Source organism: uncultured Campylobacter sp. (assembly GCF_937997535.1).
In the GTDB taxonomy this organism is placed as follows: Bacteria; Campylobacterota; Campylobacteria; order Campylobacterales; family Campylobacteraceae; genus Campylobacter_B.
Window position 1 is genome coordinate 1 of the sequence record NZ_CALKTT010000109.1, and the last position, 13,041, is coordinate 13,041.

Consider the following 13,041-nt stretch of genomic DNA (forward strand, 5'->3'; position numbering starts at 1 on the left):
CGCTGCACCTTGAGATGTTTGGATATCTATACGTAAAAGATCCGAATAAAAAATACACTTCAGCTAAAGCGTCTATGCTAAAAGCTCTTAGCCCTGAAGCTCTAAAAGCCGAATACGACAAGGTAGTAGCTACGAATAAAGCCACCGACGACGTTATTCAATCAGTCGTTAAATTCTTAAAAGAGAAAAACTACGAGAAATATCCTAAGGTCAAGGCTTTAGTCGATGACGCGCTGGATCAATACGGCAAAATTCCTGAAACCAAAGCCAAGGCAGACGCCGCGGTAAAAGCAGGCGATATGAACGGCGCGATACTTTGGGAAGGTCAAGTTTGGCAGTATCTAGTAAAAACCGCGGATGTCGGACTTCGCGCTAAAAATAACCTGATCCGCGAGCTCTCCACTCCTATGAGCGAGGCTGCGTCTAACGGCGAAAAGGCTTACCTACGCGGAGGCTGCAACGGCTGCCACGTCATCGGTCAAGTAAGCTCCGGTCCTGATCTAACAGGCGTCCTACTTCGCCACGAAAACGGCGAGAAATGGGTAGCCGATTTCATCAAAGACCCTGCTAAATTCTACGAAGACGACTACGTTAAGGCAATGATAAATTACTTCAACCTTCGCATGCCAAATCAGCATATGAAAGATGAAGAGATCAAAGATATCATCGAATACCTAAAATGGGTCGATGAGAACGCGGGTCTTAACTAACCCCACTCTCCCCCGCAAGGGGGAGAATTTAAAGGAGATGAAATGCCAAAATATAAAATTTACGCGATTTTAGCGCTGCTTATTATGACGGTCGCTTTTACCATCCCTACGCTCGGATTTTTCAAAGTCCAAGGCAAAATCGTATCGGGGCAGGTTAGCAGCGTCTCGCAGCTGCCCGCATACTCCGCACCGATATGGAATTTTTATACGAAAGCATCGTATAAAAATCATCTAATTCCTAGTGATGTTAAAAACGATCTAGGCGCGATGCTAGAGCATAAATTTGAAGTAGGCGTACCTAGCATACCGGTGTGGAAAATTTCACTCGAAGCGCCGAACTATCCAAAAGAGGCCTTTCCTGATGGAATTCCGCTCTACGTCCACGTTGACGGCTTTAGCGGCGATGTCGGCGAGATGAATACCCTAAATCACTATATCGGCATGTATCCCGTCTGGCGCGGCGGCACGCTCGAGCACTCGCTATCGCCGTATTATCTCATAATCGCGACGATCGGCATGCTTGCGTTTTTGTACTACGACGGCAAGGGGCAGACCCTGCTTATGATCCTGCCGATCATTGCACCGCTTATCTTCATCGGCTGCTACGTGGGTTGGCTGTATTGGTTCGGGCACAATCTGCAAGACTGGGGCGCGTTTAAAATAAAGCCTTTTATGCCTACGGCGTTTGGCGACGGTAGCGTGGCGCATTTTACTACCCATTCATATCCGGCTCTTGGCTTTTGGTTGATGCTGGCCCTATCGCTGCTATCGGCGTTAGCTCTACTATCTAAGAAAAAATTCCTACGAGAGCATAGATGAGGCTTTTGCTTCTAGCATTCTCGCTCGCGCTAAGCTTAAGCGCGGGCGAGCTTCAAGACGCTATCAATAGCGCAAAAGCGGGCGATATTATCGAACTAGCTGCGGGCGAATACCACGGCAATATTTTAATCGATAAACCCCTTACTATCGACGGACTAGACCGCTCCGCCGTGATCATAGGCGATCGCAACGGAACGGTCATCCGCGTCCGCTCTCCGCATGTTACAATCAAGAATTTAACAATTCGAAACGGAGGCTTTGAACATCTTAGCGAGGATGCGGGCATCAACGTAAGCGACGTAAACAGCGTAATCATAAAAAATAATCTCATCAAAGACGTGCTCTACGGCGTCGTGCTAAGCAAGGCAAACGACGTAACGATCGAGGGCAACGAAATTTCAAGCAATACCTACCGCACGAGTTTTAAAGGCGACGGCATCAAGCTTTGGTATTCCAATGCCAATAAAATTTTAAATAACGACGTCCACAACGTCCGCGACACCGTTTTTTACTTCTCAAACGGCAATCTCGTTGCGGGCAACAAAGGCCACAGCTGTCGCTATTCGCTGCACTTTATGAACTCCGGGCACAACGTCGTGGAGGATAACTACTACGACGGCAATAGCGTGGGATTATTTTTTATGTTTTCAAGCGATAATATCGCCAGACGCAACGTCGTGCGCAATGCAGACGGCGCTTACGGCGTAGGCATAGGTATGAAGGATAGCTCAAATTTTACGATCACCAACAATAAAGTCGTCTACAACGCACGCGGATTTTATCTGGATCAATCCCCCTATCAGCCGGGCTCACTTAACGTTTTTGAAAACAACGATATCGAATACAACAGCATCGGCGTGCAATTCCACGCCACGCAGCTAAAAAGCGTATTTAAAAACAATAAATTTAAAGGCAATATGGAGATCGTGCTAAACGATACCCCACAATCCAAGCTCTTGCAAAACGAATGGAGTGGCAACTACTTCGACGATTACGACGGATTTGATCGCGATGGTGACGGCTACGGCGACGTTAGCTACAGCTCATACGCCTACGCAGACAGGCTTTGGGCGCATAAACCGAGTGTGCGGTTTTTTTACGGCTCCAGCGGGATCGCGCTTTTAAATTTCATCTCCAAGCTCGCTCCGTTTTCAGAGCCTGAGCTACTGCTAAAAGATCCAAAACCTAGGATGAAGCAATGATAAAGAATAGACGCGAAGCGATAAAACTACTCGGCGGAGCGCTCGGAGTACTCGGGGCAGCGAACTTATTTGCGGATGAGAATTCCACAAATTCCGTAAATTTTACGGGCGGCGAAGCGCAGAATTCCGGCGCGTCAAATTCCGTAAATTCTGAGGGGCAAAATTCCGCGCCGAATTCCATAAAACAAAATTCTGCGGAAAATTCTAGCGGGGATTCCGCCTCTTTATATCTGCGTCCGCCAGGAGCGCTGGCGGAGCGCGGCTTCCGCAGTAGCTGTATCAAGTGCGGTCAATGCGTGCAGGTCTGCCCCTATCACAGCATCTATCTGCTGGATATTACCCATCTTTTTGATATCGGCACTCCCGTTATCGACGCAAAAGAGCGAGGCTGCTATCTTTGCGGCGCGCTTCCTTGCGTGCTCGCCTGTCCAAGCGGCGCGCTCAGCCACGAGACGAACGAGCCTAAAAAGGTTGCGATGGGTATCGCCATGATTAAAAATTTAGACGCCTGTTTGGCGTATCGCGGACAGACTTTAAAGTCTAGCGATCTGCGCCTAAAGCCCGCCAAGACCGAGCAGGAGCGCGAGCTAAACTCAGCGCTGGCGGCGAAAGAGGGCAAGGTCTGTGATCTATGCGCGTCGCTGTGCCCTTACCCGCAGCCGCTTGATGCCATTGCGATGATAGAAGCGAATGATCATTTCGCTCCGCAGATCCGCAGCGCTTGCGTCGGATGCGGTGCGTGCGCAGAGCTCTGCCCGGCGCGTATCATCGAGATAATCCCGCGGGCGGATTACAAATCAATCTATGAAGGAAAACAATGAAAAACTCTATTAAATTCCGCCTCTGCTCGCTAGCTGCGGCGCTTTTGCTGTGCGGCTGCGGAGATGACGGCGATTCAAGCTCTGCCGCCGCAAATTCTGCAGGGCAAAATTCTGCGGATCAGAATTCCGCGAGTGTAAATTCCGCATCGCAGAGCGTGGAACAAAATCATACTGCAAAGCCTCGCATCAGCGTTAAAAGCGGCGAAGCGCCCAAGAAGGACGATAAGTTCGTAAGCTACGATTTTTACGGCGAGCGAAAGGTAAATTTTAATCTAAACGGCGACGTGAATGAAACGACCAAAAATATCGTGGCGTATTCGAGCATCAAAAACCAATACGAAAAGCTAAATTTCGATCTGATGAAAAAGCGCCTTGGGCATGATTTTATCCTGCGCTGTTCGGCGTGCCACGACGACTACGCCAACGGCATCATCGGTCCGTCGCTTCTGGATAAAACCGACGCGCAGATCGTGGATATGATTAAAAAGTATAAATTCAAAGAAAAGCCTAATCCTCTTATGGTGCAGCTCGTAAACGGCATGAGCGAGCAGCAGATAGAGACGATGGCGAAAGAAATTTACGAGTTCAACAAACAATTTAAGGAGCAGAAATGAAACCGGGCAAAATTTTAGTTTTGATTTTGGGCGTAGCACTGATCGCGCTGATGATCTTTATGGCTAGTTCGGACGATTCTAGCGCGCCACAGCAGGAAGTCAAGCCGCAAACGCAAGCCAAGCCTGCGCCGCAGAGCAAAAGCGTCGATCTCATCGACGATAAGGACGTAAAAAATATTAAAATTTTAGAGCAGAGCGTCAAAGAGCGCGACTTTAAGGTTAGTAGCTCCTATCTGGTAAGCTGCGCGCCCTGCCACGGCGATGACGGACGCGGCAAGATCGCTCCGCCGATCGGCGGCAAGAGCAAGGATCAAATTTTAGCAAGCCTCAAAGATTATAAAGCGGGTAAGATCAAAAACAGCCTGATGAGCGGACTGCTAACCAACGTAAGCGACGAGAGCCTAGATAAGCTCGCGGATGAAATTTCAAAATTTAAAGAGTAAGTCTTGGATAAATATAATTCGCGATGCACGATCAAAAATACGAGCTTTTTCTCGACCTTTGCGCTTAAAAATAAAAGCGGCAAACTGCGCCCCAGCATTCGGGCACTGCGCTACGCCACGGTATTTTTGGTGCATCTGCTTTTCGTGCTTTCCTTTCGCGCGGATATTCAAATTTTAGAAGGCGACATCAGCGGCTCGCGGATACTTGGCTTCCACCTAGCAGATCCCTTTGCCACCCTTGAGGTGATCGCCGCGCACAAGGATCTGCCGATAAATTTACTTATCGGCTCGGGCACCATCTTGTTGTTTTACTTCATCGCGGGCGGCAAGGCATTTTGCTCGTGGATCTGTCCTTACGGAGCGCTTAGCGAGATCGGCGAAAAGCTGCATAATACGCTAATCGCTAAGCGCGTCATCAAGGAGCGCGCCCTGCCTCGCGGTATGCGTTATGCGATCTGGGCGGCGTTTTTGCTGCTAAGTGCGATTACGGATCTGCTCGTTTTTGAAATTTTTAACGTAGTTGGAATTTTATCGCGCCTCATCATCTACGGCTTCTCGCTGGCGGGACTTTGGATCGTTTTTGTGTTTTTGCTCGAAGTATTTTTTAGCAGACGGGTGTGGTGCACGCACCTATGCCCGCTAGGCAGTACCTATTCGCTTGCGGCGAAAGCTAGCCTTAGCAAGATTACTTGGGATAAAAACAGGTGCGATCACTGCGGCGTTTGCCAAGACGTCTGCTTCGTCTCGCACGTGCTAGACATCACTAAAAAAAAGGCGTCCGAAAACCTGGGCGATAAGAGCAAATTTATGTTAAAAGGGATCGACTGCACGCTGTGCGGACGCTGTATCGACGTGTGTCATCAAGACGCACTCGGTATCGGCAATAAGCTAAAAGATATGATCTAAGGAAGCCTATGATAGAGATTAAAAACGTAAGCAAGAAATTTGCAGATCAATTCGTTTTAAAAGATATCGATCTAAATATCGCGGACGGCGAGCAGGTGCTTTTCGTCGGGCAAAACGGCGCGGGCAAAAGCTCGCTGATGCGGACGATTTTGGGCGAATACATACCCACAAGCGGCAGCGTCGCTATCGACGGATTTGATTCATTTAAGCAGCGCAGCCGCGCTCTACGCGGTATCAGCTTCGTGCCGCAAACCCCGCCGCCGCTTAAGCTGAGCCTAAATGAGCTCATCTACTTCGCCGAGCGCACGGCGGACGCAAGCAGAGCGGATATAGTAAAATTTTGCGACGAAATGGAGCTTGATCTGAGTTCAAATTTAAACAAGCCTTTCCATAAGCTATCCGGCGGTATGAAGCAGAAATTCTTAATTGCGCTAGCATTCGGCAGAGCTAGCAAGGCGATGATTTTTGACGAACCGACCGCCAATCTCGATCCGAGCGCGCGCGAGCGTTTTAAGACGCTTTTGCACAACCACGCAAAAGATAAGAGCTTGATCTTTATCTCGCACAGGCTCGAGGAAGTGGGAGGACTGGTAAAAAGAATGATTTCAATGGATCTAGGGAGGATCGTAGATGACAAAAATGTTTAAAATTATGCTTTGTGCGCTTGCGGCGCTTACGTTTTTAGGCTGCGGCGACGAGAAGGACTACGGCAACGTCCACTACGACAGAGACGTATGCGAGCACTGCCAGATGGCGATCAGCGACAACCGCTTCAGCGTCGATGTACGTGTGGACGGCAAAAACCATTACTTTGACGACATCGGCTGCCTGGTGGATTTCATGGTTACCAACGACAAGCTAAACTGGCTGAAGGACGCCAAAATTTACATCAACGACGCTAGCGGCAACGGCGAGTTTATCGACGCACGCACAGCGCACTTTTATCGCGGTTTTAAAACCCCTATGTCGTTTGGCTGGGGCGCGTTTAAAAACAAGCAAGAGGGCAAGCAAGACTTCAGCTTCGATCAGGTAGTCGCGGCGCTTAAAGCAGGCGGCGGCTCGCACGGCATGGGAATGGGAGATATGGGTCGCGATGCGCACGGCGATATGGGAAGCATGCACGGACACGGCGACATGGGCGGAATGCAAGACCCTCACTCCGCAGAGCACGGCATGAGCGGTATGGGACATACTCACGGCTCAGATCATGGCATGGGCGGCGATGCGGGCAGCACGGCGCACTCTCAAGGCGCGCCGCACAATATGGGGCAGATGCACGAGGGTAACGGCACGGCGCACGATATGCATTCAGGGCACTCGCATTAAGGACGTTTTGGCTAAGACGAAATTTTAAGCGGCTTCGTTTTGCACTAAATTTAAAGCCTGAAATTTCAGCGTGCCACCCGTGCCGCCATAGATGAGATAAAATTTTACTTCGCGACTTCGGCGTGAGGCAAAGCTAGGCTTAGAAAACGGCTGCAAAATTTTATCTTGTAACGTAGCTAAATTTAACGCACGGTGCGAGACTTCGTTCTGCCGAATTAAAATTTACTCGGACGCGCTAGCTTAAAATTTCGCCGTAAATTTAAAATTTATCCGGCGCGGAATTCGCCGATGCGGGATTTTTAGAATTTAAAATTTTATACCGCGAGATATGCCCGGCTTTGAAATTTTACGAAGCTAAAATTTAAGCGGTCCGTTAAACGGCTAAATTTTAAAACTGCGGCGGATGTGGGATGGCGGATAGCAAACGACGCGCTGTTTGCAAGCGCCGCAAGCGAGCCGTAAATTTAAAATTTATGCGCGAGGCGCAAGCGGCGGATAAAATTTTGCCGTTTGTTTAAACGCTAGACGGGCAAAATTTAAGGCCGCGAAATCCGCGCTACAAAACGAGGCTAAAATTTAAAGACGGGCGGCGCATTTAAGCCGCGCGAGCATCTAAAATTAAAAGCGCACCGAGGCGCAATAAAGGAAAAGAATGAAAAATTTACTCACCATCGCCGCTTTGGATATCAAAGAATCCTTCCGCTCGCGCTGGTTTTTGCTCTATCTGCTGATCTTTAGCGGGCTCGTGGCGGCGTTTTTCATCACGGGGGTGACCGATTCGCGCGTGCTCGGTTTTAGCGGGCTTTCGCGACTGCTGCTGCTGTTTATTCAGATCTGCATCATCATCCTGCCCGTCTTCGTGCTCGTCACCACCAGCAAAGCGATCCTAGCCGATCGCGACCTAAATATCTTAGAATACCTGCTAAGCTTCCCGATCTCGCAGGCGCAGTATTACTACGGCAAGGCGCTGGGAAGGCTATTTGGAGTGTTCGTACCGATATTTTTGTCGCTGCTGCTTGCGATCGTTTGGGGTGCGATCAAAGGCACGGGCATTCCGTGGGCGATCTGCCTGCTTTATACGGGGCTACTTTTTAGCTTGTGCGCGGCGTTTTTAGGGATCGCATTTTTGATCTGCGCAGTCTCAAAAAGCCAAGAGATGGGGCTTGGGCTCGCATTTTTCGTCTGGCTTTTCTGCCTTGCGTTTTTGGATCTCGTGCTGATCGGACTGCTCGCAAAAACGGGCGTGAACGAAAATTTGATCTTTGCGATCGCCCTAGCAAACCCGATGGAGGACTTCCGCATCGCCGCTATCAGCCTATTTGATCCCGATCTTGCGGTCATCGGCACGACGGCGTATTTTATCCTAGATCACTTCGGGCGCGGGCTTTTCATCGCCTTTTCACTGCTCTATCCGATCGCTCTGGGCGCGGCGAGCCTGATTTTGGGCTATTTTATCTTTAGATCAAAGGATTTGGCGTGAAATTTCCACTCATTTTGGCGGCATTTATAACGCTTTGCGACGCAGCGGAGATGCAAAATTCCGAGCCGCAAAGCGCTAGCTCAGCGCAGAATTTAGGCATGCCTGATAGTACGGGCTCCGGCTCGGCGCAGAATTCTAAAAGCGTGCACGATCTTGCGTGGCTTAAAGACGTAAATCTTACCTGCGCCAAATACGGCATCGATACTAGCGCGCACCCTGAATTTCGCGCTTACGCAAGGCTCAAAGACGGCAGTGCGCTCGCGTTTGCCTCGCCCAAGGCGATGTTTGCGTATTTTTTCGAGGGCGAAAATTTGAGCGGCAATAACGGCGCGGCTTCCGCAGAGGAAAATTTGATGAGTAAAAATTCCGCTAGCGGCAATTTCGGCGAGTCAAATTCCACGAACGCAAATTTCGGCGGCGCGGAGCTTTACGTCACCGATTACGCAAGCGGCGAAATTTTGCGGGCGCAGGACGCGTTTTATGTATTCGGTAGCGTGCTGCAAAGCGCCAGAGGCGACGATCTCATTCCGTTTGCCAGACTTCAGGACGCACAAAATTTCATGCGCGAGAAAAAGGGGCATAAAATTTTGCAGTTTCGAGAAATCTCCGCCAAGCTGATCGATTATCTAAGATGATCGAGCCGCTTGGCAAAATTTAAATCCAGCTATTTTAGTATATCTTATTCATAAAATTTTATTTTTTACTTTAATGCGCTATTAAGGGAATTTAAAGCAATTAAAAAATACAATCACGTTAAATTTTATCTATAAGAATTAAATAGTGTAGTCTTTTAGTATATTTATTGAGGGCTGCATTCTCACTTATTTTTAAAATAAATTTTAAGGAGACAACCATGGCAAACGACAAAATCGCAAAACAAAAAGGCTCACGCAAGAAGGCTGCGACGGATGAAAATTCCGCTACGAATACGGGAGAAAATTCCGTCGCAGACGCGCTCAAAAGCTCCGCCGCGTCCGTTTTCGACAAAAGTGCAAGCACTGCTAAAAATTCTGCCGCAAACTCTATAACTTCTGCCTCGCTTACTCGCGACAAAATTTCTAAAAATCGCGCCGCAGGTGAGAATTCCTGCGACGAGTGCGATTGCGAAGCCAGAAATTCCGCGTCTGGCTACGATGATAGCGCAAACTCTGCTTCAAGTACGAACTTTGCGGCGTATTCAAGCGCTCAAGGCGCAAGCAACGCCCAAAATTCCGCGATAGGCTCTACGACAAATTCCATGGCCGATTCTTTGATAAATTCCATCTCAAATCCTGCGAAGAGCCCAAGCAGCAAAGACCACTTCTCTTGCTCGCACGAGCATAGCGATAACTCCGCAATCCACTCGCATCTACACGACGAAGATTTTGCGACCCGCTCACACGATCAAGAAGAAAACCTCGCAGCTTATTTGCACGAATACGGCGCAAATTCTGCGGCGTATTCGCATGAGCACGACGAAGATTCCGTCATCAGCTCGTACGAGCACAACAAACATAGCCATGATCACAAACCCCACTCTCACCGCGCGATTATCGGATTTGACGAACACGGCATCCCAAAAGTTTTAGTGCCCGCAGAGGCTAGCCCGCACACACATAAAGACGCGCAGGGTAATCTTTTCGAGCATTTTCACGAGGCGGAATTTACGGCGGATTATATGAAGGCGTTGCTTGAATACAAAAAGACCTTCCCTACAAAGCAAGAAGTACTTGAGAAAACCCCCGATCCCGCCGTGCGTGAAATGATGCTTAGGATGGAGCAGATCGGCGTAGATACGGCGTTTGATCGTTTCGACAAACAGATGCCTATGTGTAGCTATGGGCTTAGCGGAGTATGCTGTAAGATCTGTAATATGGGACCTTGCAAAATTACTAAAAAGGCCGATCGCGGCACTTGCGGTGCGGACGCCGATCTCATCGTATCGCGCAACCTACTGCGCCAAGTAGCTGCAGGCGTAGCTCAACACGGCGCGCACGCCAGAGAGCTTCTGCTGTCGCTAAAATGGGCGGCACAGGGCAAGCTAGATCTGCCCATAATAGGCGAATACAAAATCATCAATACCGCCAAAGCCTTTGGAATTCCAACTGAAGGCAGAGAGTTAAAAGAGGTAGCGATCGAGCTTGTCGATACGCTTTTGACAGATCTTTCGCAAAGTAGCGGCGAGTATAAAACTATCACTGCGCTCGCACCCAAGGAGCGTCAAGAAGTATGGCGGAAGCTAGATATCTTGCCGATTAGTGCGTATAACGAAGTCTTTGAGGCGTATCACCGAACGGGTGTAGGCACAGACGGAGACTGGCGCAGCGTGATGCAGCATCTTTTGCGCTGCGGGCTTGCTTTTACCTTCACCGGCGTAGTAGCTGCGAATATCGCTACGGATGCGCTATTTGGCGTAGGAGATCGCGTAACTTCCAAAAGCAATATGGGCGCGCTTAAAAAAGGCTGGGTCAATATCGCCGTGCACGGACATCTGCCGACATTGGTAAGCCTAATAGTGGAGATCGGAAATTCTAAAGAGTACCAAGATAAGGCTCGCGCAATAGGCGCACAGGGGATCGCATTTTACGGCGTGTGCTGTTCTGGGCTATCGGCGATGTATCGCAACTGGGGCGTTGTTCCGCTCTCAAACGCCGTAACTGCCGAACTCGTCATAGGCACGGGCGCACTTGATCTGTGGGTAGCCGATGTCCAAGATGTCTATCCTGCGATCATGGATGTAGCTAACTGCTTCCAGACCAAGGTCGTTACCACAAGCTCATCAGCTAGGCTTCCCGGAGCCGAGCATATAGGCTACGATCATCACCATAGTAATATCGCCGAGACTAGGAATTTGGCGCGTAAAATTCTAGATCGCGCATTGCAATCTCACGAAAAGCGCAAAGGACTGCCGGTATATATCCCGCCGTATGAAGTCGAGGCCGAAGTGGGCTTTTCGGTAGAATTCGTCCATAAACACTACGGCGGTATGGAGCCGTTAGCGCACGCGCTAAAAAGCGGTGAAATTTTAGGCATCGTAAATATGGTCGGCTGCACCAATCCTAAAGTGCCTTATGAGCGCGCTATCATAGATGTCGCACAAACCCTAATCGAAAATAACGTCCTAATCCTAACCAACGGCTGCGCGTCGTTTCCGCTAATGAAGTTGGGCTTTTGCCAAAAAAGCGCGTATAAAAAAGCAGGCGCGTCGCTGCGGGCATTTTTAGAAAAAGATGAGCTTCCGCCGGTTTGGCACGTGGGTGAGTGTATCGATAATACTCGCTCCAGCGGAATTTTCGCAGGTATCGCAGGGGTGCTAGGCAAAAATCTCTACGAGCTGCCGCTTGCTTTCACCTCTCCCGAGTGGGCGAACGAAAAGGGCGTCGATGCCTCGCTCGGATTCCGCCTGATGGGCATCGACTCGTATCACTGCGTCGAGTATCAAATCCACGGCTCCGCAAATGTCATACACTTTTTCAAAGAGGGCACCAGGCGTGCGCTTGGCTCTGTGATGCACGTAGATACCGATCCGGTCGCGCTTGCGCTAAAAATGGTAAGCGACATGCGCTTAAAACGCAAAGCCCTAGGCTGGCAGTAGCGACGGACGGATTCATTTCGCATCGCATTTTAAGCGATGCGAAATTTCACGGTAAAATTTAACCTCTTGCGGTCAAATAAAATCCTGCGTCCAAACGGCAAGTAAAATTCTACGACTAAGTGGCTAGCAAAACCGGGGTCAAATAAAGAGAAAATTTTCGCGCAGTATCCATTTATGAAATTCTAAATCAAATCTTCAAATCCTGCATAAAATTTCGCCGCGCGCTACGTCTGCTGCTAAATCGGCAAATTTCCGCTATCAGGCTCAAGTCTATCTTTCGCGAAAGGATGAAATTATAAAATTCCATCTTGGCGTAAATTTCGTAGACGCTCATCTGAAATCCGCAAGTTAAATTTTGCTAAAAGCCTTATTGCACGGAGCTGCACGCCATTAGATCTCGCCCGCATGTATGAAAGTTGAAATCATAAAAATTTAATATGATATGTGCTAAAATGCCATATTTGTTTAAGGATTTAGATGTATAAATCAAAGTCGCTGCAGTCTCTAAGTCATCATCGGTAGGAGATGTCGTGCGAGGCGGAGGCTCTGCTGTCAAGTCCTGCGTTTCGCAGCTTGAGACGGTGTGGCAAAAGCGCGTCTATGCTGCGCCTGCAAACATTTTCGGCTGGGACCGCACGGGCGCGAGGGCACCACTACAAATCTTGTAGGCGGTTAAAATTTCCATCCAGATCTTTTCTAAAATATTGATCTTGGAGCTATCACGAAGGAATTTTACTGCAAGCCTTTCGCCTACGAGCCGGAAGGCGGAATTTTAAGCGGGTTTCGATGAAGCGAAATTTCAAAGATTAAATTTAAGGCAAAAGATAAAATTTAAAGCAAGGAAAGGTATGAAAAATTTTAAATTTATGCTCGTGCTACTGATACTGGCGACGATCACGACGATCGCGATATCGCTTTGTATAGGGCGCTTCGGCCTAAGCATCACCGAGGTGTTAAAAGCGCTTAGCGGCGGCGAGGTAGCGCAAAACGTCCACAACGTCGTTATGCAGGTGCGCCTGCCGCGTATCATCGCCGCAGTGCTCGTGGGCGCGGCTTTAGGCATCAGCGGCACGGCGTATCAAGGCGTCTTCAAAAACCAGCTCGTCTCGCCCGATCTTTTGGGCGTCAGCGCCGGAGCTTGCGTGG

At 49.1% G+C, this 13,041-nt stretch carries 16 protein-coding genes; 14 read left to right on the forward strand and 2 right to left on the reverse strand.

Annotation, left to right across the window (positions count from 1 at the left end; all coding sequences use genetic code 11):
- The 9 genes from Q0117_RS10510 to Q0117_RS10550 form a co-directional block, all read left to right on the forward strand.
- Positions 1-710: cytochrome c (locus Q0117_RS10510; protein WP_297926787.1), on the forward strand; the 710-nt coding region annotated here is incomplete at its 5' end.
- Positions 711-752: 42 nt separating this feature from the next.
- Positions 753-1,529, forward strand: coding sequence for a hypothetical protein (locus Q0117_RS10515; protein ID WP_005870834.1), 777 nt, complete (start codon positions 753-755; stop codon positions 1,527-1,529).
- A complete protein-coding gene (locus Q0117_RS10520) occupies positions 1,526-2,731 on the forward strand; it encodes a nitrous oxide reductase family maturation protein NosD (protein WP_297926790.1) in 1,206 nt (401 codons plus the stop codon). The genes Q0117_RS10515 and Q0117_RS10520 overlap by 4 nt, the downstream gene beginning before the upstream one ends.
- Entirely contained in the window at positions 2,728-3,552 is an 825-nt protein-coding gene (locus Q0117_RS10525) for a 4Fe-4S dicluster domain-containing protein (protein ID WP_297926793.1), read from the forward strand. Before Q0117_RS10520 ends, Q0117_RS10525 begins: the two co-directional genes overlap by 4 nt.
- A complete protein-coding gene (locus Q0117_RS10530; RefSeq protein WP_297926796.1) occupies positions 3,549-4,166 on the forward strand; it encodes a hypothetical protein in 618 nt (205 codons plus the stop codon). Before Q0117_RS10525 ends, Q0117_RS10530 begins: the two co-directional genes overlap by 4 nt.
- Positions 4,163-4,609, forward strand: coding sequence for a cytochrome C (locus Q0117_RS10535; RefSeq protein WP_297926799.1), 447 nt, complete (start codon positions 4,163-4,165; stop codon positions 4,607-4,609). Before Q0117_RS10530 ends, Q0117_RS10535 begins: the two co-directional genes overlap by 4 nt.
- Positions 4,610-4,612: 3 nt before the next feature.
- Positions 4,613-5,515: a NapH/MauN family ferredoxin-type protein gene (locus Q0117_RS10540; protein WP_297926802.1), complete on the forward strand. Its 903-nt coding sequence runs from the start codon at positions 4,613-4,615 to the stop codon at positions 5,513-5,515.
- Positions 5,516-5,523: 8 nt separating this feature from the next.
- Positions 5,524-6,162 carry an ABC transporter ATP-binding protein gene (locus Q0117_RS10545; protein WP_297926805.1) on the forward strand — a complete coding sequence of 213 codons (639 nt, stop codon included), beginning with the start codon at positions 5,524-5,526 and terminating at the stop codon, positions 6,160-6,162.
- Positions 6,146-6,841 (forward strand): hypothetical protein, encoded by a 696-nt coding sequence (locus tag Q0117_RS10550; RefSeq protein ID WP_297926808.1) that lies wholly within the window; start codon positions 6,146-6,148, stop codon positions 6,839-6,841. The genes Q0117_RS10545 and Q0117_RS10550 overlap by 17 nt, the downstream gene beginning before the upstream one ends.
- A 24-nt stretch (positions 6,842-6,865) precedes the next feature.
- Here Q0117_RS10550 and Q0117_RS10555 read toward each other — a convergent pair whose 3' ends face one another.
- On the reverse strand, positions 6,866-6,997 hold the full coding sequence (locus tag Q0117_RS10555; RefSeq protein WP_297926811.1) for a hypothetical protein: 132 nt from the start codon (positions 6,995-6,997) through the stop codon (positions 6,866-6,868).
- A gap of 496 nt (positions 6,998-7,493) precedes the next feature.
- On the opposite strand from Q0117_RS10555, the gene Q0117_RS10560 reads away from it, so the two are divergent.
- The 3 genes from Q0117_RS10560 (at position 7,494) to Q0117_RS10570 (ending at position 11,895) form a co-directional block, all read left to right on the forward strand.
- On the forward strand, positions 7,494-8,321 hold the full coding sequence (locus Q0117_RS10560; RefSeq protein ID WP_005870848.1) for an ABC transporter permease subunit: 828 nt from the start codon (positions 7,494-7,496) through the stop codon (positions 8,319-8,321).
- Complete coding sequence (locus tag Q0117_RS10565) at positions 8,318-8,956, forward strand: nitrous oxide reductase accessory protein NosL (protein WP_297926814.1); 639 nt, start codon at positions 8,318-8,320, stop codon at positions 8,954-8,956. The genes Q0117_RS10560 and Q0117_RS10565 overlap by 4 nt, the downstream gene beginning before the upstream one ends.
- Positions 8,957-9,174: 218 nt before the next feature.
- A complete protein-coding gene (locus Q0117_RS10570; RefSeq protein WP_297926817.1) occupies positions 9,175-11,895 on the forward strand; it encodes a carbon monoxide dehydrogenase in 2,721 nt (906 codons plus the stop codon).
- Positions 11,896-12,082: 187 nt separating this feature from the next.
- Here Q0117_RS10570 and Q0117_RS10575 read toward each other — a convergent pair whose 3' ends face one another.
- On the reverse strand, positions 12,083-12,229 hold the full coding sequence (locus Q0117_RS10575) for a hypothetical protein (protein WP_297926827.1): 147 nt from the start codon (positions 12,227-12,229) through the stop codon (positions 12,083-12,085).
- A 196-nt stretch (positions 12,230-12,425) separates the two neighbouring features.
- Between Q0117_RS10575 and Q0117_RS10580 the strand changes: the two genes are divergently transcribed.
- The gene (locus Q0117_RS10580; RefSeq protein ID WP_297926830.1) at positions 12,426-12,563 is read left to right on the forward strand and encodes a hypothetical protein; all 138 of its coding nucleotides are present in this window, start codon (positions 12,426-12,428) and stop codon (positions 12,561-12,563) included.
- Positions 12,564-12,743: 180 nt separating this feature from the next.
- Positions 12,744-13,041: iron chelate uptake ABC transporter family permease subunit (locus tag Q0117_RS10585; RefSeq protein WP_297926833.1), on the forward strand; the 298-nt coding region annotated here is incomplete at its 3' end.

Excerpts from the sequence above, each read along its gene's own strand:
- Q0117_RS10515 (WP_005870834.1), top strand. The coding sequence starts at position 753 with ATGCCAAAATATAAAATTTACGCGATTTTAGCGCTGCTTATTATGACG.
- Q0117_RS10520 (WP_297926790.1), top strand. The coding sequence starts at position 1,526 with ATGAGGCTTTTGCTTCTAGCATTCTCGCTCGCGCTAAGCTTAAGCGCG.
- Q0117_RS10525 (WP_297926793.1), top strand. The coding sequence starts at position 2,728 with ATGATAAAGAATAGACGCGAAGCGATAAAACTACTCGGCGGAGCGCTC.
- Q0117_RS10530 (WP_297926796.1), top strand. The coding sequence starts at position 3,549 with ATGAAAAACTCTATTAAATTCCGCCTCTGCTCGCTAGCTGCGGCGCTT.
- Q0117_RS10535 (WP_297926799.1), top strand. The coding sequence starts at position 4,163 with ATGAAACCGGGCAAAATTTTAGTTTTGATTTTGGGCGTAGCACTGATC.
- Q0117_RS10545 (WP_297926805.1), top strand. The coding sequence starts at position 5,524 with ATGATAGAGATTAAAAACGTAAGCAAGAAATTTGCAGATCAATTCGTT.
- Q0117_RS10550 (WP_297926808.1), top strand. The coding sequence starts at position 6,146 with ATGACAAAAATGTTTAAAATTATGCTTTGTGCGCTTGCGGCGCTTACG.
- Q0117_RS10560 (WP_005870848.1), top strand. The coding sequence starts at position 7,494 with ATGAAAAATTTACTCACCATCGCCGCTTTGGATATCAAAGAATCCTTC.
- Q0117_RS10570 (WP_297926817.1), top strand. The coding sequence starts at position 9,175 with ATGGCAAACGACAAAATCGCAAAACAAAAAGGCTCACGCAAGAAGGCT.
- Q0117_RS10575 (WP_297926827.1), bottom strand. The coding sequence starts at position 12,229 with ATGAGCGTCTACGAAATTTACGCCAAGATGGAATTTTATAATTTCATC.